18 protein-coding genes and 1 riboswitch are annotated in these 24805 nt (G+C 29.4%); of the genes, 17 read left to right on the top strand and 1 reads right to left on the bottom strand.

Annotation, left to right across the window (positions count from 1 at the left end; genetic code table 11):
• The first annotated feature begins 626 nt into the window (after positions 1–626).
• From ACY1IQ_RS12660 to gltA, 11 genes are all read left to right on the top strand, one after another.
• Positions 627–1265, top strand: coding sequence for a redox-sensing transcriptional repressor Rex (locus tag ACY1IQ_RS12660; RefSeq protein ID WP_461614270.1), 639 nt, complete (start codon positions 627–629; stop codon positions 1263–1265).
• Between the two features lie 479 nt (positions 1266–1744).
• Positions 1745–2524, top strand: a complete 780-nt coding sequence (locus tag ACY1IQ_RS12655) for a short-chain-enoyl-CoA hydratase (RefSeq protein WP_461614269.1) — start codon at positions 1745–1747, stop codon at positions 2522–2524.
• A gap of 44 nt (positions 2525–2568) precedes the next feature.
• A complete protein-coding gene (locus ACY1IQ_RS12650; RefSeq protein WP_461614268.1) occupies positions 2569–3708 on the top strand; it encodes an acyl-CoA dehydrogenase in 1140 nt (379 codons plus the stop codon).
• 13 nt (positions 3709–3721) lie between these two features.
• On the top strand, positions 3722–4501 hold the full coding sequence (locus ACY1IQ_RS12645) for an electron transfer flavoprotein subunit beta (RefSeq protein WP_461614267.1): 780 nt from the start codon (positions 3722–3724) through the stop codon (positions 4499–4501).
• 19 nt (positions 4502–4520) lie between these two features.
• Entirely contained in the window at positions 4521–5525 is a 1005-nt protein-coding gene (locus ACY1IQ_RS12640; RefSeq protein WP_461614266.1) for an electron transfer flavoprotein subunit alpha/FixB family protein, read from the top strand.
• Positions 5526–6077: 552 nt separating this feature from the next.
• Positions 6078–6926 carry a 3-hydroxybutyryl-CoA dehydrogenase gene (locus ACY1IQ_RS12635; RefSeq protein ID WP_461614265.1) on the top strand — a complete coding sequence of 283 codons (849 nt, stop codon included), beginning with the start codon at positions 6078–6080 and terminating at the stop codon, positions 6924–6926.
• A gap of 458 nt (positions 6927–7384) precedes the next feature.
• Positions 7385–8839: a cell wall-binding repeat-containing protein gene (locus tag ACY1IQ_RS12630; protein ID WP_461614264.1), complete on the top strand. Its 1455-nt coding sequence runs from the start codon at positions 7385–7387 to the stop codon at positions 8837–8839.
• Positions 8840–8954: 115 nt separating this feature from the next.
• Positions 8955–12491 (top strand): hemoblobin-interacting domain-containing protein, encoded by a 3537-nt coding sequence (locus ACY1IQ_RS12625; RefSeq protein WP_461614263.1) that lies wholly within the window; start codon positions 8955–8957, stop codon positions 12489–12491.
• 605 nt (positions 12492–13096) lie between these two features.
• A complete protein-coding gene (locus ACY1IQ_RS12620; protein WP_461614262.1) occupies positions 13097–14263 on the top strand; it encodes an iron-containing alcohol dehydrogenase in 1167 nt (388 codons plus the stop codon).
• A gap of 501 nt (positions 14264–14764) precedes the next feature.
• Positions 14765–14873, top strand: a riboswitch (glycine riboswitch).
• A 192-nt stretch (positions 14874–15065) separates the two neighbouring features.
• On the top strand, positions 15066–15932 hold the full coding sequence (locus tag ACY1IQ_RS12615) for a sulfide/dihydroorotate dehydrogenase-like FAD/NAD-binding protein (RefSeq protein ID WP_461614261.1): 867 nt from the start codon (positions 15066–15068) through the stop codon (positions 15930–15932).
• Between the two features lie 5 nt (positions 15933–15937).
• A complete protein-coding gene (gene gltA / locus ACY1IQ_RS12610; protein ID WP_461614325.1) occupies positions 15938–17326 on the top strand; it encodes an NADPH-dependent glutamate synthase in 1389 nt (462 codons plus the stop codon).
• A 196-nt stretch (positions 17327–17522) separates the two neighbouring features.
• On the opposite strand, the gene ACY1IQ_RS12605 is transcribed toward gltA, so the two are convergent.
• Positions 17523–17897, bottom strand: coding sequence for a hypothetical protein (locus ACY1IQ_RS12605; RefSeq protein WP_461614260.1), 375 nt, complete (start codon positions 17895–17897; stop codon positions 17523–17525).
• A 632-nt stretch (positions 17898–18529) separates the two neighbouring features.
• Between ACY1IQ_RS12605 and ACY1IQ_RS12600 the strand changes: the two genes are divergently transcribed.
• The 6 genes from ACY1IQ_RS12600 (at position 18530) to groL (ending at position 24683) form a co-directional block, all read left to right on the top strand.
• Positions 18530–19372 carry a PhzF family phenazine biosynthesis protein gene (locus ACY1IQ_RS12600; protein ID WP_461614259.1) on the top strand — a complete coding sequence of 281 codons (843 nt, stop codon included), beginning with the start codon at positions 18530–18532 and terminating at the stop codon, positions 19370–19372.
• Positions 19373–19816: 444 nt separating this feature from the next.
• Positions 19817–20221, top strand: a complete 405-nt coding sequence (locus ACY1IQ_RS12595; protein WP_461614258.1) for a C-GCAxxG-C-C family (seleno)protein — start codon at positions 19817–19819, stop codon at positions 20219–20221.
• Between the two features lie 308 nt (positions 20222–20529).
• On the top strand, positions 20530–21411 hold the full coding sequence (locus tag ACY1IQ_RS12590; RefSeq protein WP_461614257.1) for a DNA-3-methyladenine glycosylase family protein: 882 nt from the start codon (positions 20530–20532) through the stop codon (positions 21409–21411).
• A gap of 214 nt (positions 21412–21625) precedes the next feature.
• Positions 21626–22336 carry a TVP38/TMEM64 family protein gene (locus tag ACY1IQ_RS12585; protein ID WP_461614256.1) on the top strand — a complete coding sequence of 237 codons (711 nt, stop codon included), beginning with the start codon at positions 21626–21628 and terminating at the stop codon, positions 22334–22336.
• Between the two features lie 387 nt (positions 22337–22723).
• Entirely contained in the window at positions 22724–23008 is a 285-nt protein-coding gene (gene groES, locus ACY1IQ_RS12580) for a co-chaperone GroES (protein WP_039632861.1), read from the top strand.
• 49 nt (positions 23009–23057) lie between these two features.
• Positions 23058–24683: a chaperonin GroEL gene (gene groL, locus ACY1IQ_RS12575; RefSeq protein ID WP_461614255.1), complete on the top strand. Its 1626-nt coding sequence runs from the start codon at positions 23058–23060 to the stop codon at positions 24681–24683.
• The last annotated feature ends 122 nt before the right edge of the window (positions 24684–24805 follow it).

Here is a 24805-nt window from a genome sequence, read left to right as displayed (position 1 = left end):
TGAATAATTATCAAATGCCAACTTAATAAATGGACAATTGACAATTGAGGTGGAAATTATTTTTAGGTAAAATAATTTCTTTGATCTATTTATAACTAGCAATCATATTGCTAGTTATGTGGCGAACACTGTTCGCCGCTATAGAGTTAATCTAAAATTTATCAGTGATAACTGAGAAATATCCATAATTATGAATTGTGGATTAAATAAAGTTGTGAGTTGTAAATTCTGAATTTTCTAAAATAGGAATTCCCATAAATTGACCATTGTCAATAGCTAATTTTTGATTATATAATATATAGTATTGTTATATAATATATACTGTTGTTATATAATATCATATTGTCATATTAGTATTAAATAATTGATTTTTAATACGATAAATATCAATATATCAAAAAAATAGTTCATAAAACTTAAAAATATATGACGATAAAATGAATAATTTATATATAATTTACATAATTTATTTTTAAAATACATATAAACAAATTATAATTAATATGGTAAAATAATAACAAAGTGTAGAATGGATAGAGTATACAACAAATTATTAGCTTGAGCACACACGCTAAAGGTGATACTTAACTTTGCAATATATATAAACTAAATAGGAGTTGATTACTGTGGAAAGGAAAAAAAATATATCAATGGCAGTCATAAAAAGAATGCCAAAATACTATAGATACTTAAAAGAACTAGCTAATAATGATGTGGATAGAATTTCTTCTAAAGAATTAAGTGAAAAAATAGGTTTTACTGCGTCACAAATAAGACAGGATTTAAATTGCTTTGGTGACTTCGGTCAACAAGGATATGGATATAATGTTAAAGAACTTTTATCACAAATAGGATTAATATTAGGTCTAGATAAACAATATAATACAATAATTGTTGGAGCAGGTAATATAGGTCAAGCGATTGCTAATTACACCTATTTTCAAAAGATGTCTTTTGATCTAAAAGCAATATTTGATATAAATCCAAAACTTATTGGATTAAAGATAAGAGATGTAGCAATAGAAGATATAGATGATTTACAAAGTTATATAAAAGAACATGAAATAGATATAGCTATAATTTGTGTGCCTAAGGATAGAGCACAAGGGGTGTGCGATATAATAACTACTAGTGGCATAAAAGGTATATGGAACTTTGCGCCAATAGATTTAAAGGTACCTGATGATGTAATAGTAGAAAACGTTCATCTAAGTGAAAGTTTAATGACTTTAAGCTATTTATTAAATGAACATAATGAAGAATAATTTTAATTGATAATTGTGGAATCTTCTTAGAAAAATAAGAAATTAAAATAATATTTATAAAATATTATTGGAAATTAATTCTAAGGAATTAATTTCATCCACAATTTTTCATTTTATGGAGAGTTAATTTTTAAATTATCTAACTTTAAAGTTATTATGATTAATTAACAATCTAGAATAGAGTTTAATATGTAAGTAACAATTAGAGTACATATAAAATATAGGAATTTTGGAAAAAATACACAAAAATTCCTATTTTAAATTTATATAAATTTTTAATAAAATTCGAATACAAACTTAATAACCATTATGATTTTTAATATTTAGGAAAATTTCATAATTTATGTTGAAAAAGTTTGCAAGACATAATATAATAGTGATTGAGGCATAGAATGCTTCAATCATTTTGTTTTAATTTGTTAGAATATTAACAAATTATGCAAGAAATGAAAAGAAATAATTCATGGGGAGATGGAGTTATGGATTTTAAAAACATTATCCTTGAAAAAGAGGGTAACATTGCTTTTATTAAGCTTAACAGACCAAAAGCTTTAAATGCTTTAAATTCAGAAACTTTAAAAGAATTAGATAACGCTATTGAATTAATTGAAAATGACGCTGAAATTTATGCTGTTGTGTTAACAGGAGAAGGAAAAGCTTTCGTTGCAGGAGCAGATATTTCTGAAATGAAAGGATTAAATTCGCTTGAGGGAAGACAGTTTGGAATATTAGGAAATAAAGTTTTTAGAAGAATAGAAACTTTAGAAAAACCAATTATAGCTGCTGTTAACGGATTTGCATTAGGTGGAGGTTGTGAGCTTTCTATGGCCGCAGATATAAGAATAGCTTCATCAAAAGCTAAATTTGGACAACCGGAGGTTGGATTAGGAATAACTCCTGGATTTGGAGGGACTCAAAGACTAGCTAGACTTGTGGGAGAGGGCAAAGCTAAGGAATTGATTTTCACAGGAGACCTAATTAATGCAGAGGAAGCTTTAAGAATTGGATTAGTAAATAAAGTTGTTGAGCCAGAACAGTTACTTGAAGAAGCAACTAATATGGCTAAAAAAATTGCAAGCAATGCTCCAATAGCAGTTAAGCTTTGCAAAGATGCTATAAATAAAGGTATGCAAATGGACATAGATAACGCTCTTATGTATGAAGCTCAAGTATTTGGACTTTGTTTTAGTACAGAGGACCAAAAGGAAGGTATGGGAGCTTTCATAGAAAAAAGAGATAAAACCTTTAAAAATAAATAGAAATAAAATCCGTTGATATTTATAAATTATAGGAGGAATGGGAAATGAATTTTTCTTTAACTAAGGAACAAGAATTTGTAAAACAAATGGTAAGGGAATTCGCTGAAAATGAAGTGAAGCCTATTGCCGCTGAAATAGATGTAACTGAAAGATTTCCAATGGAAAATGTAGAAAAAATGGCTAGATACCATATGATGGGAATTCCTTTTTCTACTGAATTCGGTGGAGCAGGTGGAGATAGCATATCTTATGCTATAACAGTAGAAGAATTATCAAGAGTTTGTGGAACTACAGGAGTTATAGTTTCAGCTCATACTTCATTATGTGCTGCTCCAATAGATGCTTTTGGAACTCCAGCTCAAAAAGAAAAGTACTTAGTGCCATTAGCTAAAGGAGAAAAAATCGGTGCATTCGGTTTAACTGAGCCTAATGCAGGAACAGATGCTTCTGGACAACAAACAACAGCTTACTTAGATGGAGATAACTATATATTAAATGGTTCAAAAATATTCATCACTAACGGTGGAGTTGCTGATACTTTTGTAGTATTTGCTATGACTGATAAATCTAAAGGAACAAGAGGAATATCAGCATTTATAGTTGAAAAAGATTTCCCAGGATTCTCAATAGGTAAAGTTGAGGAAAAACTAGGAATAAGAGCTTCTTCAACAACTGAGCTTGTATTTGAAAACTGTGTAGTTCCAAAAGAGAACTTACTAGGAAAAGAAGGAAAAGGCTTTAGTATAGCAATGAAAACTCTTGATGGAGGAAGAATTGGTATAGCTGCTCAAGCATTAGGAATAGCTCAAGGTGCTTTAGATGAAGCTGTTGCCTATATGAAAGAAAGAAAACAATTTGGAAAACCACTTGCAGCATTCCAAGGATTACAATGGATGGTTGCTGAAATGGACGTTAAAGTTGAAGCTGCTAGACAATTAGTTTACAAAGCTGCTTACAGAAAAGATAATAAATTACCATATACAGTAGACGCTGCAAGAGCTAAATTATTTGCATCAGAAGTAGCTATGGAAGTTACTACTAAAGCTGTTCAAATATTTGGTGGGTATGGTTACACTAAAGAGTACCCAGTTGAAAGAATGATGAGAGATGCTAAGATAACTGAAATTTACGAAGGAACTTCTGAAGTTCAAAGAATGGTTATCGCAGGAAACATCTTAAAGTAGGAGGGAAATTACGATGAAAATAGTTGTTTGTATGAAACAAGTTCCAGATACAACTGAAGTTAAAATAGATCCAAAGACAGGAACTCTTATAAGAGATGGGGTTCCTTCAATAATAAACCCAGATGATAAAAATGCTTTAGAAGAAGCAATAAGATTAAAAGATGAAAAAGGTGCTCACGTTACAGTAGTAACAATGGGACCACCACAAGCTCAAAAAGCACTAGAAGAAGCATTAGCTATGGGTGCTGATGAAGCTATATTAGTTACAGATAGAGCTTTCGCAGGAGCAGATACACTAGCTACTTCTCATGCATTAGCTGCTACAATAAAACAATTAGATTATGATATAATCTTCGCTGGAAGACAAGCTATAGATGGAGATACAGCTCAAGTTGGACCAGAAATTGCTGAACACTTAAACTTACCACAAATAACTTACGTTGAAGAAGTTGAAGTAGAAGCTGATGGATTAAAAGTTAGAAGAGCTTGGGAAGATGGATATGAATATATAAAAGTTCAAACTCCAGTTCTATTAACTGCAATAGAAACTTTAAATCAACCAAGATACATGAACGTTAAAAACATATTTGCATTAAAAGATAAAGAAGTAAAAGTTTGGACTGTTAAAGATATAGATGTAGATGTAGCCCTTCTTGGATTAAAAGGTTCACCTACAAAGGTTAAGAGATCTTGGGCTAAAGAAGCTAAAGGACAAGGTGAAGTTATAAATGTATCACCAAAAGAAGCAGCTTCAATTGCACTAGCTAAACTAAAAGAAAATCACTTTATTTAGTAGGTAGGAGGGAATTACAATGAATATAGCAGATTACAAAGGTGTTTGGGTCTTTGCTGAGCAAAGAGACGGAGAATTACAAAAGGTTTCACTAGAACTTTTAGGAAAAGGTAGAGAAATCGCTGATAAATTAGGAGTAGAGCTTACAGCATTACTTATCGGACATAACGTAGAAGGAATGTCTAAAGAATTAGCAGCATACGGAGCTGATAAAATACTATTAGCTGATAGAGAAGAATTAGCACACTATTCAACTGATGGATATGCTAAAGTTATAGCTGATCTTGCTAATGCTCATAAACCAGAAATAATATTCATAGGAGCAACTTACATTGGAAGAGACTTAGGACCAAGAGTTGCAGCTAAACTTTCAACTGGATTAACTGCTGACTGTACAGCACTTGATATAGATCCAGAAAACAACAACTTAATGATGACAAGACCAGCATTTGGTGGAAACTTAATGGCTACAATCGTTTGTGGAGATCATAGACCACAAATGTCAACTGTAAGACCAGGAGTTTTTGAGAAACTTGCAAAAGACGATTCAAAAGCTGCTGTTGTTGAAAAAGCTAACTTTGAATTAACTGCTTCAGATATCAGAACTAAAGTTTTAGAAGTTAAGAAAATAGTTAAAGAAGTTGAAGATATAATCGAAGCTGATATTATAGTATCAGGTGGTAGAGGAGTAGGTTCAAAAGAAAACTTCGCTATACTAAAAGAACTTGCAGAAGCACTAGGTGGATCAGTTGCTGGTTCAAGAGCTGCTGTTGATAACGGTTGGGTAGATAAAGCAGTTCAAGTAGGTCAAACAGGAAAAACTGTAAGACCAACAGTATATGTTGCTTGTGGTATATCAGGAGCTATTCAACACTTAGCTGGTATGCAAGACAGTAACTATATAATAGCTATAAACAAAGATGCAGATGCTCCAATCATGAAAGCAGCTGACGTTGCATTAGTTGGAGATTTCCAAAAAATTGTTCCAGAAATGGTAGCTCAATTTAAAGCAATGGAAAAATAATAAATTCATTGATGAATTGATAGAGGACTAAGCTAAAGATTAAATATTTAATTATTATGCTTAGTTCTCTTAAATAAGATATAGGCATATTCAAGAAAATAATTAATCAGTATGCTTGTCTATTTCTCGTCATACTGTGTCGTCAGAACTCCATGATAGTCCAACTATTACGGAAACCTGCCTTCTTGTCTGATGAAAAATATACTACACATCTTTGACAAGTTATTTTCTTTCGTATGGCTTACAAGTATGATATAATATTATTAACTTATTGGTTTATGATGACACCGTATTTAAAATAAGTTTTTTACAGTACCCCAATGCAAAAGCATTGGGGTATGTGTGAATATATAACTTTGACAATGTTTTAAAATAGTATTAAATATTAATTTATAACTAATGAAGAATTAAGGATGATAACAAAGAATTAGAAAATTTCACATTTAATATGAGAAATTTATGATTAATTCTGTCCATAATTCTTCATTATTCACTAGTATTAAAATTATTTTAAAACATGGTCATAAAGTTAATACTTAGGAGGTATTTAGTATGAAAAAAATATGTGTTCTTGGTGCTGGAACTATGGGTTCTGGTATAGCTCAAGCTTTTGCTACAAAAGGCTATGAAGTTATAATAAGAGATATTAAGGATGAATTTGTGTCAAAAGGAATAGCTGGAATTAAAAAGAACTTAGACAAACTAGTTTCTAAAGAAAAAATAACTGCTGAAAAAGCTGAAGACATATTGTCAAGAATAAGTGGAACAACAGATATGAACTTATTAGATGATGTTGATTTAGTTGTTGAAGCTGCTGTAGAAAACATGGAAATTAAAAAACAAATATTTGGAGAATTAGATAAAATATGCAAGCCAGAAGCTATACTAGCTACTAACACTTCATCTCTTTCAATTACAGAGGTTGCTGTTGCAACAAATAGACCTGATAAAGTTATAGGAATGCACTTCTTTAACCCAGCTACAGTAATGAAGCTTGTTGAAATCATAAGAGGAATGGCAACTTCAGATGAAACTTTTAATGCTATAAAAGAATTAACTGTAGCAATGGGAAAAGAACCAGTTGAAGTAGCAGAAGCTCCAGGATTTGTTGTAAACAGAATATTAGTTCCAATGATTAACGAAGCAGTAGGAATATTTGCAGAAGGTATAGCAAATGCAGAAGATATAGATAAAGCTATGATGTTAGGAGCAAATCATCCAATGGGCCCACTAGCACTTGGAGATTTAATAGGTCTTGATGTTTGCTTAGCAATTATGGACGTATTATATAAAGAAACAGGAGATACTAAATACAGAGCTCATAGCCTACTTAGAAAGTATGTTAGAGCTGGATACCTTGGAAGAAAAACAGGAAGAGGATTCCATAACTATAGTAAATAATTTATAAAACATAAAAAAACTAGTTCATTATTAATGAACTAGTTTTTTTATGTTTTATAAATTACATTTAAGGTTTTTATAGAGGATAATGGTGAGAAAATGGATATTATTACTCCTCAGAAGAATTAAAAAATATGTAAAAATTACCATAATGTATTGAATAATTTTCTAAATTATGATAATATTACAGCAGTAAATGAAAATGATTTTCAATATCAAATTTTGAGATTGATATTGAAAATTTTATAAATTCTACTAATTTTCTGTATCTATTATAGTTTTTACATTGATAATTGAATTTTATTGTAATTATTAAGTAGAAATTTAGGGTTATAGATTTATGGAAAAATCATAAAATAAGCAATATGGAGGTGAAAAAATTACAAACGATAGTAAAGATCAAGCTGGAATCCTTTATAAAAGCTTTCATAATTTCTAAGAGAAGAGGGGATTAAAATATGAAAAGAAGCTCAAAAATTATTTTCACACTATTAGTTGGTGCTACACTTACCACAATGAGTAGCAAATTTTTTGCTGTTGAGAGTAAAGAGACAATAGAGAAAAAAATATTATCTGGTAAGGATAGATATGAAACAGCAATAAAGGTCAGCTCAAAATGGGACAAGGCTGATAATGTAATTCTAATTAATTCTATGGCAATTGCTGATGGACTATCCGCTGCACCTTTTGCAAAGCATAAAGATGCTCCAATACTTTTAACAGACTTAGATAAATTGTCAGAATCTACTAAGAAAAGAATAAAAGAATTAGGTGCTAAAAACATATTTATTGTTGGCGGAGAAGGGGTAATATCAAAAAAGGTTGTTAAAGAAATAGAAGCTTTAGGAACCAAAGTTGAAAGAATATCTGGAAAAAATAGATATGAAACTTCAGCAAAAATAGCTAAACAATTGAATTCTGAAAAAGTTGCAGTAGTAAATGGTATTACAGGATTGGCAGATGCGCTATCAGTTGCAGCACCAGCTGCTGCTAATGATATGGCAATATTACTTACAGATGGTAGTAGCCTAGGTGAAGTTGAAGGTATGGCTAAGGGAAAAGAAGCTTTTGTCATAGGGGGAGAAGCAGTTGTATCAGAAGCTTTAGTGAAAGAATTAAATGCTGAAAGATTGAGTGGAAAAAATAGAAGTGAAACGAATGTGAAAATTATGGAGAAGTTCTATGATAAAGAAGATGTTAAAGAACTTTATATTGCTAAAGATGGTTCAACAAAAGAAAATGAATTAATTGATGCATTAGCTTTAGGTTCTTTAGCTGGAAAAGAAGGTGCTCCAATAATATTAACAGGTAATGACTTAGATGAGGCACAAAAAAACTATTTAAGAACACAAAAAAACATTAGAACTATATATGAAATTGGTGGAAGTTTAAAGGAAAATGTTATTAGAAACATAGTCAATATTTTAAATGGTAAAGAGGAAACATCAACAAAACCAACAGAGAATAATGGAGCTTCAATAAAGCCAACAAAAGATAGTGAAAGTTCAACAAAGCCGACGAAAGGCAATGGAGGTTCAATGAAGCCTATAGAAGGTAATGAGGGCCCAGCAAAGCCAAGAGAAGACAATGGGGGAACGACAAAACCTACAGAAGGTAATGGAGAATCAACAAAGCCTAATGACAGTAAAGAAGAGAATAACAATAAAAATCTTATAGATAGAAATAAATCTTCAATAATGGAAGTACATTTTGTATATTATGCAGTTTTGAGCCTAAATGAAGGTAATATAGATAATTGCAAGGTTTATATTGATGGAGATTTAGTAAAGCCTGAAAAGGTAAATACCAGCGGTACTATATTAAAAGTAGAACTTAAAGATAGTAATAAGAAAAAAATAAAAGTTGTAAAAGGTGACTTAGAAGATAATGTTACTTTAGAACTTAAAATATAAAAAAGGCTGATATAAAAATAAATATATCAAGCCTCAAGTTAAGATGTCAAAATGGACATCTATGAAAAAATATGCGATTTCATTATATCATAAATAAGTATTGGAGGATAGATAAATGAATAAAAATTCAAAGATATTGTATGCTATAGTTTTTGCTGCATTTGCAAGTAGTATACATTCAAGTATAGCGTTAGCAGCTCCAAGTGAGATATATGGTTATAAAAAGATGGATTTATTTGAATTTCATAAAACCAATTATGATAAATATGGAAACATAAGATATTCACCAGAAACTACAACTTTTTCTATAGGAAATCATGAAAAAGTTGTAGATAATAGCACTTCAGCAAGTCCAAAGACTCATTCTTTAAAAAATATAAAAGCACATTCTCAAAAGGCAAAAGTGGATGCAGTAGCCCATGCTTCAAGTGGTGGAAGTAGTGATAAAGTAGATGCTGTGGGTAGTGCTAGTGGTGGAGTTGTTGGTGCAAATATAGTTTTTGATTTTGATATGTTATCTAATGCCTTAATATTAAAACAGCTAGGATATGATATTCCAGAAGTAAATAAGGTATTGGATATATTTAATACAACAACAAGAACTCATATAGGGAAAAGAGGAGGAATAGATTTCCTTGTTGATTATGAAGATTATATGGCTAAAGCGGGAGAAGCTTATTATAATGATAAATATTTAAGCTTTGAAGAATATATAAAGAGCGGAAATTATAAAGAGAATCTTAATCGTCCATACTATTTAAAATATGTACTTGAAGATGGACTTTATGGAGAACAAATGAAACCAGAAGAGGTTTATAAGAAAACTTCACCAAAAGTTGCAGTAGATTTCGAAAATAATATAAAAGATAATACTATTACTTTAAAATTTAAAGACAATAAGGAGTGGAGAGAATCTATAGAACTAATAGAGTTAGTAGAAAACTATAATAGAAAATCATTAACCAACTATATAGAAATTAAAGATAGTGAGATAAAAATCAATACTGAAATTTTTAAATATGGAAAAAATACTATATCCATAAAGTCAAAAAATTATAGAACAGTATTAATAGAACAACCTATATACAAGGGAAAAGTAAATTTAACAGTTGATAATAATAATGTTTTAGGAAATGATATTATAGTTAGAGGTGGAGATAAAAACTATATAGAATCACTAAAGACTATAATTGTAAATGGAAATAGTTTATTGAAAGATAAATGGAAGGTAAATGAAGATAATAATATAGTTATATCGAAAGATGTGTTTTCTCAAAGTGGCATATACAATATTATCTTAAAAGCAGATCCAGAATACGTTGATAGCAAATTAAGTATTAATGTTATAAGAAAAACTAGTGATAAAGTTATTTTACATGAAGATGTAATAAATAACTTTGAAGGAAATACAATAGAAATATTCATTGAAAATTATAGTGAACAATGGGAAAAAAATATTAATGAAATAGAAGTTGGAAAATATAAATATACAACTAAAGAGATAAGCATTGAAAATGGAAAAATTATTTTGCCATCTGAATTATTTAAAGGACAAAATGGAAAGGTTGATATAAAAGTTACCTTAAAAGATAGAACAGAGCATTTAGTAGTACAAAATATATATAAAAACAACGAAAGCTTAAAAGTGCCAGAATTGACTTCTAAAAGAGTTGAGTTGGGACAAGATATAATTATAAACTTTGATAAAAATACTAAATTCCAAAAATCTATTTATAAAATAGAAAAAGTATATTCACAAAACATACCATCTTTAAATACATCATTAGAATATATAGTTCAAAATGGGAAAATTATTTTAAAGCACAATTCTAGAACATTTAGTAATAATGGATTATACAAAGTAAGAGTTTTTGCAACAGGATATGAACCAAAGGATGTAACTATTGAATTAATTAAAAATCCTCCAACTGTTTTATTACCAGCACCGCCAACAATAGGAGAAGAGTTCATGATACAAGTAAGCAGAACTACTCCAGAATATAATTGGGGAGATAATGTTAAAGAGCTTTACGTAGATGGAGAAGCATTACAAAAAGATTTACATTATACATCAAATATTGGAGGAGTTTATTTTAAAGCAGGAGCGGTAAACTATCCAGGAGAACACCTAATAAAAATAATATCTACAGGGTATAAAGACTATGAAGTAGCTTTAAGATTTAAAGATTTAGATGGAAATCTTTCAGATAAAAATCAGGTGGAAAATGTTAAGTTTAATGAAAATCTAATTTTAGGAGAAAATTTAGAAATAATATCTACAGATAAAAATTGGATTAACGGTATATATGAAGTTAAAATAAATGATAATATAATAAATAAAAACAACTATAGGTTTGAAAATAATGAGCTAGTAATTGACAATCATATAGTTACGAACTTAGGTAAAAACAAAATATCTATAAAATCAATTAACTATAAAAAAATTGAATTCGAAGTAAATGTTATAAATGATCATAAGCTTTTAAATCCTCCAACACTTAAAGAGGATATAACAGACAATACAGCTTCAAAAGAAATTGAAATAAATTTTGAAGATAACAAGACTTGGAGAGAAGGTATTGAATATATTTTAATAGATGGAAATAAGTTTTCTAAAAATGATGTTCATTTAGAAAGCGGAAAAATAATCATACCTTCAGGAATATTGACAGAAGGAAGTCACAAGATAGTTATTATATCTAAAGGATATAATAATGCAACATTAACACAAAAAATAAGTAAAATTATACCTGAGAATATTAAATTAATGCCTTCAATTATAAAAGCTGGACAAAATGTTACGATAAATTATGCTTACAGGGAAGGCTATAGTGTGGAAGAAGTTTATATCAATGGTGAAAAAATAGACATGGAAAAATACTCTGAAAAAACTTTATTTGGAGATTTACGTTTAAAAGGAGAATTGTTTAGTAAAGCAGGGCAATATTCTATAGTTATAAAATCTTCAGAATTTGTAGATAAAGAATTTTCTTTAGAGGTTAAAGGAGGAAAAACAGAAGTAGAAGATGGATTAAAAAATCCAGGTAATATTAAATTAATGTCGGAAGTTATAAATTCTAATGATAAAGCTGATATATGGATAGGACATATGAGTGAATATGAACCTACGAAGATTTTAGTAAATGGAAAAGAAATAGATATGACTAAGGACTATGAAAAGCAACATATTGGAGGCATATTTATAAATAATGTATTTAGTAAAGCAGGAGAATATAAAATAGTACTAAAAGCAGATGGATATAGAGATGTAGAGCTTAACTTAACTGTAATTGGTAATAAAAATGAAGCAAATAAAGATAATCTAAATGACGATAAAAATAAAGAAGAAGTAGAAGAATCGACCAATGAAGATATAGAAAAAATTTTAAAAGATGTACCAAGCAATATAGAATTAATGGATTCAATTATAAATGTCAATGGTAACGCTACTATATATGTAGGATATATGAGCGAATATGAACCTATAAAAGTTTTAGTAGATGAAAAAGAAATAGATATGACCAAAGATTATGAAAAACAGCATATCGGGAATCTTTATGTTAAGAATGTATTTGATAAAGCAGGAGAATATAAGATAATTTTAAAAGCGGACGGCTATAAAGATAAGGAATTAAATTTAACTGTAAAATAAAATTAAATATATTTTCTAAGAAATTTAAAATAATATTTAGGCTATTGGCAAGTTATTTTGTCAATAGCCTTATATCTTTTCAAAAAAGAATTTATTTGTTTATGTAGAGTTATTATAGTAAGATATATATGTATATAGATATATTAGTTCTAGAACTAATATAATATGAAATAATTCATGTTTTTTAGTATTATAATTAGAACTATTGAATTCATAATGCACAGTTCACAATTCACAATTGTGGATATTTCTCATTAAAAACTGAGAAATTTAAAACTATTTATTTTTAGAAGTGATGCAATTATTTGCTATAAAATATTAGTAATAATAGATTGCTAGTAAAACATTAATTCTAATTATAATTATAAATTTTATATTGTAAATTATTCATTATTTTAAGTTGTTAAAAAAGATTAAAATTATTAACTACTTATAATCTCAATTGAGAAGCGAAAAGGTATAATTTTCTAAAAATCTCTTGAAAAACTATGTAAACAAGAGTACAATATACTTGTACAAATTGTTAATTTATTATCAATATTTAGAAAATTATGAATACTATCGAGGAACAGTTATCTTTGGATAGCTGTGAAAGGGGATTAATAATGAACAGATTTACATTACCAAGAGACATCTATTATGGTGAAAACTCATTAGAAGTTCTGAAATCTTTAAAAGGTAAAAGAGCTGTAATAGTTACAGGTGGTAGCTCAATGCAAAAATTTGGTTTCTTGGATAAAGTTAAAAATCTATTAAAAGAAGCTAATATGGAAGTTAAAATAATTGAAGGGGTAGAGCCAGATCCATCTATTGAAACAGTTATGAAAGGTGCAGAAGAAATGAGAAACTTTGAACCAGAGTGGATTGTTTCTATAGGAGGAGGATCACCAATAGATGCTGCAAAGGCTATGTGGGTATTTTACGAGCATCCTGAATTAACTTTTGAGGATATTAAGGATCCATTCTCTATTCCAACATTAAGAAATAAAGCTAGATTTGTAGCAATACCTTCAACTAGTGGTACAGCAACAGAAGTAACAGCATTTTCTGTTATCACTGACTATGAAAAGAAAATAAAATATCCATTAGCGGATTATAATATAACTCCAGATATAGCTATACTAGATACTGAACTTACTATGACTATGCCTAAGATCCTAGTAGCTCATACTGGAATGGATGCATTAACTCATGCTATAGAGGCTTATGTAGCATCTAATAAATCACATTTTTCTGATCCATTAGCTATGGAAGCAATAACGATGATAAAGAAAAATATAATTGAATCTTATGATGGATGTAAAAAAGCTAGAGAACAAATGCATATAGCGCAATGTTTAGCAGGAATGGCATTTACAAATGCACTACTAGGTATAACTCACTCAATGGCACATAAAACTGGTGCAGTATTTGATATTCCACATGGATGTGCCAATGCAATATTTTTACCTTATGTTATAGATTTTAATAAAACTGCTTGTAGTGAAAGATATGCTAATGTTGCTAGAAGTTTAGGTTTAAGTGGCGAAAATGACGAAGAATTAATAAATGCATTAACAGAATGTATAAGAGAATTAAATGATGTTATGGACATACCTTCTTCATTAAAAGAATATGGTGTAAAAGAAGAAGATTTTAATAAATGGGTAGATTATATTTCAGAAAATGCAGTACAAGATGCTTGCACTGGCTCTAACCCAAGAACTGTTTCTGTTGACGAAATGAAAAAAATATTTACTTGTACGTTTAATGGAGAAAAAGTAGATTTTTAATTTAAATATATGAAATTATAAGTTATAGAAATGTATTAAGGTGTCTGAAACAAAATAACTAGTCAAAAGTGCAAGATTCATTTTGTATAAGATAGGTTGATAATTTATCTATGATGTATGATATAAAATAGGATAGCATACTGACTAGTTATTTATTGATATTTTAATCTGCAAAATTATAAATATAAAGTGACTATTATATCCTTACTTATGAAATAAATAGTTTTTAAAATATAATAAGAATAAACACACAAATAGCATCATATTGTATATAATGTAAACGTTTGTTACAAAAAAATACAAATAGTAAAAAAATTCGAATAATATATACAATTAATATTGTCTATATAAAATATAGAATATAAAATATATATAAAGTTAATATTTTGGTGAATGAGGGTTATTGGAGATATTCCATTTTATTTAATAGGGATAACCGTAGAAGAAATGAATAGTATAGCTATGGGCTATTCAGAAGCTTTCAGGTGAAGTACAATAATCGGATACCACCCTGGAGAGATCCATTTTATGGGCATCGAAGAAGAAACTCAAAATTGTTTTAATTTGTAGTTTTGGGGAAACTTTCAGATAAAAGGACAGGTGTAAATAGCATTTATTTGTGTGCCTATTTACCTATTGTCCCTTTTTTGTTGCAAAAAACATAAAGAATGTATACTATAATTATAGTATGTGTATTTAGTATGGACAGGTTATCTTTAGGTATCTAAAATAGACTATCATATTAACTAGTTTTTATTTTCAAGATACTTATTAAAATGATTAGATTTGGAGGAACATGAATATGTATAAAATAGCTGAAAAAAGGGATTTAGCACCTCAAATTTTCTTAATGAATATTGAAGCACCTAGGGTAGCTAAATCAGCTAAACCAGGTCAATTTATAATCGTTAGAATGGATGAAAAGGGAGAAAGAGTTCCTTTAACTGTTTGCGACACTGATGCAGAAAAAGGAACAGTTACAATAGTTGTCCAAACTATTGGATGTTCAACTAAAGAAATGGCAAAATTAGAAGCTGGAGATATGGTGGCTGACTTTGTTGGACCATTAGGTAAAGAATCTGAATTATTACATGAAGATTTAGAAGAACTTAAAAATAAGAAGATATTATTTATATCTGGTGGTGTTGGAGCTGCTCCAGTTTATCCACAAGTTAAATGGCTAAATGAGCAAGGTATAAAAGCCGATGTTATAATGGGATATAAAACTAAGGAAATGGTAATTTTAGAAGAAGAAATGAAAGCTGTAGCTGGAGATGTTTTTGTATGTACAGATGATGGCAGTTATGGTTTCAAAGGAATGGTAACTAATAAATTACAAGATCTAGTACAAAATGAAGGAAAAAAATATGATTTAGTTGTATCAATAGGACCTATGATAATGATGAAATTTGTTTGTAAGCTAACAGAAGAGCTTGGAATAAAAACAATTGTAAGTTTAAATCCAATAATGGTTGATGGAACTGGAATGTGTGGAGCATGTAGAGTTACAGTTGGAGATGAAACTAAATTTGCTTGTGTTGATGGCCCAGAATTTGACGGACATAAGGTTAACTTTGATGAAGCATTAAAAAGAATATCAATGTATAAAACTGAAGAGTGTAAAAAAGATAGCATAAAAGAAGGCTGTGGTTTAGGAGGTAATAAATAATGGCTATAGATAGAATGAAAAGAACTCCAATAGCAGAGCAAGATGCTAAAGTAAGGGCTAAAAACTTTGAAGAAGTATGTTTAGGATATAATGAAGAAGAAGCTGTACAAGAAGCTTCAAGATGTCTAAATTGTAAAAATAAACCATGCGTTGGCAAATGTCCAGTTGCTATAGATATACCAGAATTTATAGCTCATGTTAAAAATAGAGAATTTGCAGAAGCTGCTAAAGCTTTAGATAGACATACAGCACTTCCAGCAGTTTGTGGAAGGGTTTGTCCTCAAGAATTACAATGTGAAAGTAAATGTGTTCTTGGAATAAAGGGAGAACCTGTGGCAATTGGTAAACTTGAAAGGTTTGTTGCTGACTGGTCAAGAGAACATAATGTAGATTTAAGTAAAGATATAGAAAAGAAGAATAAAAAAGTGGCTGTTATAGGTTCAGGCCCGGCAGGAATAACTTGTGCTGGAGACCTAGCTAAAATGGGATACGATGTAACTGTGTTTGAAGCATTACATGAACCAGGTGGGGTTTTAGTTTACGGAATTCCTGAGTTTAGATTACCAAAAGAGACAGTTGTTAAGCATGAAATAAATAATTTACTTAAGTTAGGTGTAAAAATAGAGACTAACGTAATTGTTGGAAGAACAGTTACAATAGATCAATTAATAAGTGAAGAAAAATTTGAAGCGGTATTTATAGGTTCAGGTGCAGGTCTTCCTAAATTTATGGGAATACCAGGAGAAAACTTGAATGGAGTATTCTCTGCAAATGAATTTTTAACAAGAAATAACCTAATGAAAGCTTTCAAAGAAGGATATTCAACTCCAATAAAAGCAGGTAATAAAGTTGCAGTTGTTGGTGGTGGAAACGTTGCTATGGACGCTGCTAGAACAGCTTTAAGATTAGGAGCAGAGACTCACATAGTTTATAGGAGAAGTGAAGCAGAACTTCCAGCAAGAGTTGAAGAAGTACATCATGCTAAAGAAGAAGGAATAATACTTGACCTTCTAGTTAATCCAATTGAAATCCTTGGAGATGAAAATGGATGGGTTAAAGGAATGAAATGTATAAGAATGGAACTAGGAGAAGCTGATGCTTCAGGAAGAAGAAGACCTGTTGAGGTTCCAGGTTCTGAGTTTGTAATTGACTGTGATACAGTTATAATGTCATTAGGAACATCACCAAACCCATTAATTCCATCTACAACAGAAGGATTAGAGATTAATAAGTGGAAGTGTATAGTAGCTGATGAAGAGACAGGAAAAACTTCTAAAGCTAAAGTTTATGCTGGTGGAGATGCTGTAACAGGTGCTGCAACAGTTATACTTGCGATGGAAGCTGGTAAAAAAGCTGCTAAAGCTATAGATGAAGATTTATCAAAAAATAATTAGAGTGTTTAAATAGCATATTTAATAAAAATATACAAGCTTATTGTTAAGCTTGTATATTTTTTTAGAAAGTTATGATTTAAATGTTTACATAAAGATTTATATTGAATATAAAACTATTTTATTGATAAAATCAGATATAAATAACGTTGTTACTTAAAAAATAGTTTAATATAAATAAAAAGTATTTATTGCTTCTTTATTCTTCATTTTCCATTCTTAACTTTTTATAGTCTTTTATTATTTTTTCGATAAACTCTATTTGTTCTTCTTTGCTAAGTTTCAATAATTCCTTGTAACCACAGTGATAAAAACAACCATGATATGATTTTATAGGTTTTTCCGATGGTTTATGTAATCTAAGATCTAAAGGACAAGGCTGATACTTAGTATCTCTTGCTTTTAATTGATCTCTATTTATAGGATGGCTGTTTATTTCATCTATTAGTGCAATATTACCAATCTCTTCACAAAGTCCAACAAGACTTTTACCTTCTTTAACATGGTTTAATAGTTTTTCAAGAGTATAGATATATTCTTTATCTGATAGCTCTTTATTTTCCAGTGCCTTCATTTTCTCTCTCCTTTTGCTTTCGTACCACCTTATTTAATTCATAATTCACAATGCAAAATTCATAATTATGGATATTTCTCAGCGATTACTGAGAAATTACAACTAATTTTTAAAAGTTACAAGCAACTTTTTTCTTAAACAAGTAGCAATGTAATTGCTAATCAAAGATAAATTTTAAAGAAATTATTTGTCTAAAAATAATTTCATCCTTAATTGTGCATTGTGAACTGTGAATTGTGAATTAATCTAATTATATTATTATCTATAATTTTAATGATTATTAAAATTAAATTTTATTGCTTTATATCATAATTAACGCCACTATATTATAATATTTTTAAAACTAAATTTCTATGATTAGAATAGAAATGGGAATATAGGGATACAATGTGAAAACTTAATATATGCTTTAGAAAATAAATTTCTTATAAAAATAGATTGACCCCTTAGAAATTAAGGATTAGTAATTAAAAATGAAAAATTTAGGATGAAATTCACCGTTAGTGAATTTCTAAAATGGAATTTATGACTAAAACTCCAAAGGCTTTGACGGTGGAGTTTTAATCATAATTCTTCATTATTCATTCTAAATTTTTAAAAAAAATTTAGATGTCTTATATAGGAGGAAAAGTATGAAAACATTAAAGATATTTCAAGTGGATGCTTTTACAGAAGAAAAATTTAAGGGTAACCCAGCAGCAGTATGTATTTTAGAAGATGAAATAGAAGACGAAAATTTACAAGCTATTGCTAAAGAAATGAATTTATCGGAAACTGCTTTTGTTAAGGTTATAGATGGAAAGGCTTTCAAAGATGGAAAAACTTTTTCATTAAGATGGTTTACACCAAATCAAGAAGTCCCGTTATGTGGACACGCTACTCTTGCAACTTCACAGGTTATATTTGAGCACTATAACAATTATAATGAAAAACTAAATTTCCAAACTAAAAGTGGTAATCTTGTGTGTGAAAAAACATTAAAAGGTATATCCTTAAATTTTCCTCTAGATAAGCCAACAAATGTAGTCCTTGAAAATCAGTTATTAGAAGCAATGGGAATTAAAGATTTTAAAGCTTGTATAATCGGTGAGAATACAAGGAAAGTAGTTATTGAACTTAATAGTATAAAAGAAGTATTAGAACTTAAACCTAATTATGAGAAAATGAAAACTATAGCCTTTAAAACAGATATTAAAGGAGTAGGGGTTACCTGTAAAGGTAATGAGAACTATGATTTTATTTCTCGTTATTTTAATCCATGGGCAGGTATAAATGAAGACTCTGTCACTGGGTCGGTTCATACTTTACTGGCTAATTATTGGAAGGAAATTTTTAATAAAAATACATTAAAAGCATATCAAGCCTCAGAGAGAGGTGGGGAAATACTACTTAACATTTTAAATGATGATAGAGTTGAGCTAATTGGTAAGGCTGTAATTATACTTAAAGGAGAAATTTATGCAATTGAGAATTGACGATTGACAATGGAGAATTGTTGATGTTTCTCTTTTATAAGAGAAACTTTGAATTGATTTCTTTTTGAAGTTACTCATTAACTTCTTATAAAAAGCTAGCAATGCAATTGCTAGTAAAAAAATTAGTTAAAGAAATTAGTTTGACTAAAACTAATTTCAACCATAATTGTCAATTTTCCATTGTCAATCCTCAATTGTCTAAGGTTTTCTTCTTTTTAATGTGGACAAGTGATATAATTTATTTAGTTATATTAGGCATCTTCAAAAAAATAATAGATCAGTATGGTTAGCCTATTTTATATCATACTGCGTTGTCAGAACCTGATCATAGCACCACTATGAGCAGAACCTGACGCCTTGTCTGATAAAAAATATGCTAACATCTTTGGTCTATTATTTTCTTTCAGATGCCTTAAAGAAATAGAGTTTTGGGAGGAAGATTTTATGTTGTTGGATAAGGTTAAAAAATTTTATGGTAGTGAGTATGATTTAAATTGTGCTGAAACTATAATTTATGCAGCAAATGAAGAGTATAATATGAATCTTAATAAGCAAACCTTAAAGGCAATGGCAGCCTTTGGTGGAGGAATGGCAGTAGAAAGTGTTTGTGGTGTTATAACAGGTGCTATATCTGTAATTGGAATATTATTTACTGAAGAAAGAGCTCATGAAAGTGATAGAGTAAAAAATTTAACGAAGGAATATTTTGAAGAATTTACCTCAAAGTTAGGAACTGATAATTGTGCAAAATTAAAAGAAAGTTACAGGAATGATGAAGTAAGATGCTTTAAAATGATAGAAATTGGTGCTGAGGTTTTAGATGAGATAGTTATGAGAGAACTTAGGTAATTCACAATACAAAATTCACAATTATGGATATTTCTCAGTAGTAACTGAGAAATTTAAAATTGATTCCGTAGCGGCGAACAGTGTTCACCACATAACTAGCAATTGTATTGCTAATCAAAAATTTATTAAAAGAAATTATTTTGTTTAAAAATAATTTTCACATTAATTGTGAATTGTGAACTGTGAATTGTGCATTATTTTAAGTTGTCCATTTTCAATTCTCAATCGTATAACTTGTTTATTTAGTGAAAGAATTATAATATCTTATATTTACTGAAGCAAATTTTATAACAAAAGGATGTGTTATGATGGATTTTAAAGAGATTTTAGAATTTGAAGATAGAATTGTACTAAAAGGAGTTAAGAACTTTGAATTACCTCATATTTTTGAATGTGGACAATGCTTTAGATGGAACAGATTAGAAAATGACAATTACATTATGGTAGCTTATAGAAGAGTTATAGAATTAGAAAAAAATAATGATGAGGTAATAATTTATAATACAACTAAGGAAGACTTTGATAACATATGGTGTGATTATTTTGATTTAAAAAGGGATTACGGTGCTATTAAAGAAGAATTAAGCAAGGACCCATTACTTAAAAAATCCGTAGAATTTGGACATGGAATTAGATTACTTCAGCAAGAGCCTTTTGAAATAGTACTATCTTTTATAACTTCTGCAAACAATAGAATTCCAATGATAAAAAGAGCAATAGAAAATATAAGTAAGAAATTTGGAGATGAACTTCATTATAAAGGTAAAACATATTATGCTTTCCCTACACCAGAGCAACTTATAAATGCTTCACCCGAGGAAGTTGAAAGTTTAGGAGTTGGGTTTAGAGCAAAATACATAACTGATGCTATAAACAAAGTTTATAATAATGTTTATAATTTGGAAGAAATAAAAGCATTGAGTGATGATGAATGTCATGAAGCGCTAAAACAATTTAATGGTATAGGCCCTAAAGTTTCAGATTGCATAATGCTTTTCTCAATGGAAAAATACTCTGCTTTTCCTGTGGATGTATGGGTAAAAAGAGCAATGCAATTTTTCTATTTAGCACCAGATGTATCTTTACCTAAGATAAGGATCTTTGCTCGTGATAAATTTGGAGAATTATCAGGTTTTGCGCAACAATATCTATTTTACTACGCTAGGGAGAATAATATAAAAATTGAGTAGTATGAACAAGTTAGTCGATTGAGAGTTGAAAATGGACAATTGACAATTGAGGTTGAAATTAGTTTTAATCAAACTAATTTCTTCTAATATATTTTTAATAAAAGTGACTGCGTCACTTTAAAAAAGAAATCAATTGAAAACTTCTCCTATAAAAGAGAAGTATCAATAATTGTCCATTGTCAATCGTCAATTCTCAATTGTAGAAGGGATATTTATGAATTATATAATTGATAAAATAAATAAGTATAAAGGATATATTATATTAGGAATTCTCATAATCATTGGTGGTTTTATTGGTTATGAGTATTTTTTTAAATATGCTCATTTATTTAAAAATCCAGAAAAGATAAAAGAAATTATCTTATCCTATGGAAGTTATAGCATATTGATCTTTATACTAATACAAATACTTCAAGTAGTATTTTTCTTTATTCCAGGAGAGGTTATACAAATTGCAGGAGGATATGTTTTTGGTAGCTTTTTAGGAGGAATAATTTCCGTTATTGGCATTTTTCTAGGAAGCGCTATTGGGTATCTAATTGCGAGATATTTAGCAAGAGATATGGTTCGAAAAATCATAGAAAAGAAAAATCTAAAATTTTTTAGAAAGATATTAACAAAAGGTAGTAATAAAATGGTCATATTGCTTGTATACTTAATTCCAGGGATACCTAAAGATATACTAGTCTATCTTTGTGGATTATCCGATGTAGATTTTTGGGATTTTATATTATATTCAAGTATAGGCAGATTTCCATGGATAATTATTTCAGCTATATTTGGAGATAGTATAGGTGATAGAAATTATGTAACTTTAGGAAGCTTAGCAGTAATATCTATTATATTCTTTTTAATAGGAGTACTAAAAGGAAATAAAGTACTTCAATATTTACATGAAAAAAGAAAAAAAGGGAATAAATATTAAAGCATATTTAAAAATACCAGTTAGTATGCTCATTTAATTTGTATCATACTGCGTGACTAGGATCTAATGATAGCTAGAGTATAACGAAAATTTGTCGAACTGTTTAATATAAAATAAATTTTGTGTCTTTAACTAGCTATTTTATTTCATATACCTAAAATAAAAGTTGATAAAAAAATACAATTAATAGAAATATTGAGAAAAGATAAGGAAAATAAAGTTATATTAAGGAAAATTGGAATAAAGGCTGTTTTTGAAGTGTAAAGCAAATTTGATATTAATCTAAGGTTTAATTATGATAATAATAGAATTAGCACTCAATGATATGGAGTGCTAACAAGTGAAAATAAATAATTTTTATTTCATATATTTAAGGAGGGCTAAACTATGGCAATAAAACCACTTGGTGACAGAGTAGTTATAAAAAGATTAGAGGCTGAGGAGAAAACTAAGAGCGGAATAGTTCTTACGTCAGCATCAAAGGAGAAACCACAAGAGGCTGAGGTTATTGCAGTAGGCTCAGGACTTGTAGTTGACGGAAAAGAAATAAAAATGGAAGTTAAAGTAGGGGATAAAATATTATTCTCTAAATACGCAGGTAATGAAATTAAACACGAAGGACAAGAATATATCATATTAAAGCAAGAAGATATATTAGCAGTTATAGAGTAGTATTATAGAACATAGTCGAAAAATAAGCTTATAATAGGAGGTTTTTATCATGGCTAAGACAATTTTATTCGGTGAAGAAGCAAGAAGAGCTATGCAAAGAGGAGTGGATACTTTAGCAGATACAGTTAAAGTGACTTTAGGACCAAAAGGAAGAAATGTTGTTTTAGATAAAAAATTCGGTTCTCCACTTATAACTAATGACGGAGTAACAATTGCTAGAGAAATAGAACTTGAAGATGCTTTTGAAAATATGGGAGCACAACTTGTTAAAGAAGTTGCTACAAAAACTAATGATGTAGCAGGGGATGGTACTACAACAGCTACAGTTTTAGCTCAAGCTATAATAAGAGAGGGCTTAAAAAACGTAACAGCTGGTGCTAATCCAATGTTAATAAGAAATGGAATAAGAATGGCAGTAGATAAGGCTGTTGAAGAAATAAAAAAATATTCTAAGCCAATAAACGGAAAAAGCGATATATCAAGAGTTGCAGCTGTATCAGCAGCAGATGAAGAAATCGGACAATTAATAGCAGATGCAATGGAAAAGGTAGGAAATGAAGGAGTTATCACTGTTGAAGAGTCTAGAACTATGGGAACAGAGTTTGACGTAGTTGAAGGAATGCAATTTGACAGAGGATATTTAAGTTCATATATGGTAACAGACCCAGATAAAATGGAAGCTATTTTAGATGATGCATATATCCTAATCACTGATAAGAAAATCAGTAACTTACAAGAAATTCTACCAGTACTTGAGCAAATAGTTCAGCAAGGAAAGAAATTATTAATAATTGCTGAAGACATAGAAGGAGAAGCATTAGCTACATTAGTAGTTAATAAATTAAGAGGAACATTTACTTGTGTTGCTGTTAAAGCTCCTGGATTTGGTGATAGAAGAAAAGAAATGCTTGAAGATATAGCAATACTTACAGGTGGAGTTGTAATTTCTGAAGAATTAGGATATGACCTAAAAGAAGCTACAGTAGAAATGCTTGGAAGAGCTGAAAGTGTTAAAATTTCTAAAGAAAACACAACTATTGTAAATGGAAAAGGCGACAAAGAAAAAATAGCTCAAAGAGTAAATCAAATAAAAGTTCAAATGGAAGAAACAACTTCTGAATTTGACAAAGAAAAATTAAATGAAAGACTTGCAAAACTTGCAGGTGGAGTAGCTGTAATAAAAGTTGGAGCTGCTACAGAAACAGAACTTAAAGAAAGAAAGTTAAGAATAGAAGACGCATTAGCTGCTACTAAAGCTGCTGTTGAAGAAGGAATAGTTGCTGGTGGTGGAACTGCATATGCAAATGCAATTCCTGAAGTTGAAAAATTAACTTCTGATATAGCTGATATTCAAGTTGGTATTAATATTGTGAAAAAAGCATTAGAAGAACCATTAAGACAAATAGTTACAAATGCTGGTTATGAAGGTTCTGTAATTATAGAAAAAGTTAAAGGAACTGGAGCCGAAATGGGTTACGATGCATTAAGAGGAGAATTCGTAGACATGATAAAAGCTGGTATAGTTGACCCAACTAAAGTTACAAGAAGCGCTCTTCAAAATGCTGCATCAGTAGCTGCAACATTCTTAACAACAGAATCTGCTGTAGTAGATCTTCCAGAGAAAAATCCTGTTGCACCTATGGCACCAGATATGGGAATGGGTGGAATGTATTAATAAAAAAATATGGAGTTATGACGAAAGTCATAACTCTTTTTTATATATAAGAAAGTATAAAAAAATTTGAAAGCTGAAGATAAAATATAGTAGATATTTTTTATAAGCTATATTACAATAAG

This window comes from Clostridium sp. Marseille-QA1073 (assembly GCF_054863625.1).
The sequence above is the reverse complement of the archived record's forward strand: the minus strand, read 5'-3'. Positions and strand labels throughout refer to the sequence as shown.